Annotated in this window: 1 protein-coding gene; it reads right to left on the reverse strand. The window is 72.2% G+C overall.

The window, feature by feature from the left end; all coding sequences use genetic code 11:
- Nucleotides 1-199: 199 nt before the first annotated feature.
- A complete protein-coding gene (locus ACTIGN_RS18715; RefSeq protein ID WP_439626570.1) occupies nt 200-1,795 on the reverse strand; it encodes a GTPase family protein in 1,596 nt (531 codons plus the stop codon).
- Between the last annotated feature and the right edge of the window lie 184 nt (nt 1,796-1,979).

The following is a 1,979-nucleotide window of genomic DNA, read 5'->3' on the forward strand; positions in this document are numbered from 1 at the left end:
GCCCCTACGAACCAAGCCTCCGGTAGGGGCCGCCCTCCGTGGCGGCCCGCCAACCACCCGAGCGATTCTCGACAGGACTTCGACAGAGCGAAAGTGGGTCACTTGCAGAGCGAGTGACCCCGGAGGCGGGACGAGGTTCCCGGTTGCCCGCGTTGCGCCGGGGCGCGACTCGCGGAGCGCGTCGCCCACTTTGCCCGGCTCACTTCTTCTTGTTGAGCCACCCGGCGAGCGCGCCGAGTCCGGCGGTGACGACGGTGCCCAGTTGGTCCGCGACCTTCCCCATCGGGCGCTCGTTGGCCTCGGTGTCGAACGCCTTGAGGATCGCCGCGCCGCGGGCGTGGTCCAGGTGCGAGACGATGACCGGCACCAGCCCCTCGACGATGCCGAACGCCTCGCCCGACCGGGCGCACACCGGGACGATCTCCGCGACCCGCGTGGCGACCTGCTCCCGCACGGCCGCGACGCACTCCCGCACGTTCACCTCCTTGGGCCGCTGCCCGTCCACCCAGTTGTAGGGCGGGGCCCACTCGGCCTTCGGGCTCAGCAGGTCCACCTGGTTCACCACGGCGACGATCGGCGGGGTCCGCAGGTGCGGCTTGCCCACGAACCACTCCGTCAGGCGGTCGAGCAGGCTCACGTCGGCGACGCGGCCGGGGCTGGTGGCGGGCGTGACGAGGAGGACCAGGTCGGCGTCGCGGGACGCCTCGACCGCGGCGGCGAAGTCCTCGTCCCGGATCCTCTCCCCGTACCCGCTGGTGTCGAACAGCGTGACCGGCTGGCCGCCCGGCAGCGTCGCGTCGTACCGGACCCCGCTGGCGACCGGGAGCCGGTCCACGGTCGCGAGTTGCTTCCCGAGGAGCGTGTTCACCAGGCTCGACTTGCCGGCCTTCACGTGCCCGAGCACGGCGATGGTGATGGCCTTCGCCGGCGGCGCGGCGGTGCCGTCCGCCGGCGGCGCGGCGGGATCGGGAACCTCACCCGGGGCGGCGGGTGCGGTGCGGGCGGCGGGGTCGTCCGGCGGCGGCTCCTGGTGGGCGGCAAGGATCTCGCGGTACCGCTTCACGCCGACCTTGAGCCGCCCGCTGTTCAGCTCGATGAGGTAGCGGCCGACCTGGTGGATGTACGCGGTGTGGAACCAGAGCAGGACGTTGCTCTGGATGCGGTCCATGAGGGTGCCGAGGCCGGCGCGGGAGGCGAGGTAGCGGAGGCCGGTCGAGACCGGGTCGAACACCGCGGCCCCGGCCCAGTACACGTCCTGGCCGGTGCGGTACAACTTGTACGCCTTCTGCGCCCGCTTCACGTCGCGGATGCGGAGCAGGTGGACGCCGGGTACGTACTTCTGCACCATCCCGTCGAGGTCCGCCGCGGCCAACTCGACGCACGCCAGCACCTCGGGGAGCGTGAGGCTGTCGAACGGGTCCTCCGAGCCCGGGTTGAACACCTTGCCGACCTCGGTCGCCAGGTCGAGCGACAGGTCGGTGTAGTGCCGGGCGTTGCTGATCTGGTCGAGCGACACGGCCGCGAACGACTTGGCCCGCGCGTCCACCTTCTCCCAGGCGACCCTGTCGCGGTCGGTCCAGTACTCGGGCGGCGGCACGTCGGTGTCCGGGAGGACGCCGCTGCCCCGGCGGGTCCACCGCCACGCGAGGAAGTACGCGAGCGCGAAGCACCCGAGCAGCGGCCACCACACCCAGAGGTAGCCGACCTCCCACAGGTGGTAGCTGCCGACCCCGATCAGCGCCGCGAACGGCGTGAGGAACAGCAGCGCGAGCAGGACGAGGCGGAGCCGGTTCATGGGCGTCTCGGGGGGTGCGATATCAAGGTGGGGCGGGCACTCATGGCCGTCCCACCTTGCTCGGCTGAATCGTTTGCCTCACGCGGGCCGCCACGGAGGGCGGCCCCTACAAGGGTTTTCGTGTTCGGGTTGTAGGGGCCGCCCTCCGTGGCGGCCCGGCGGCTGCCTCCGGCGGGGCTGCGCC

Origin of the sequence: Gemmata sp., from assembly GCF_051859125.1 — a bacterium.
Taxonomy (GTDB): Bacteria; Planctomycetota; Planctomycetia; order Gemmatales; family Gemmataceae; genus Gemmata.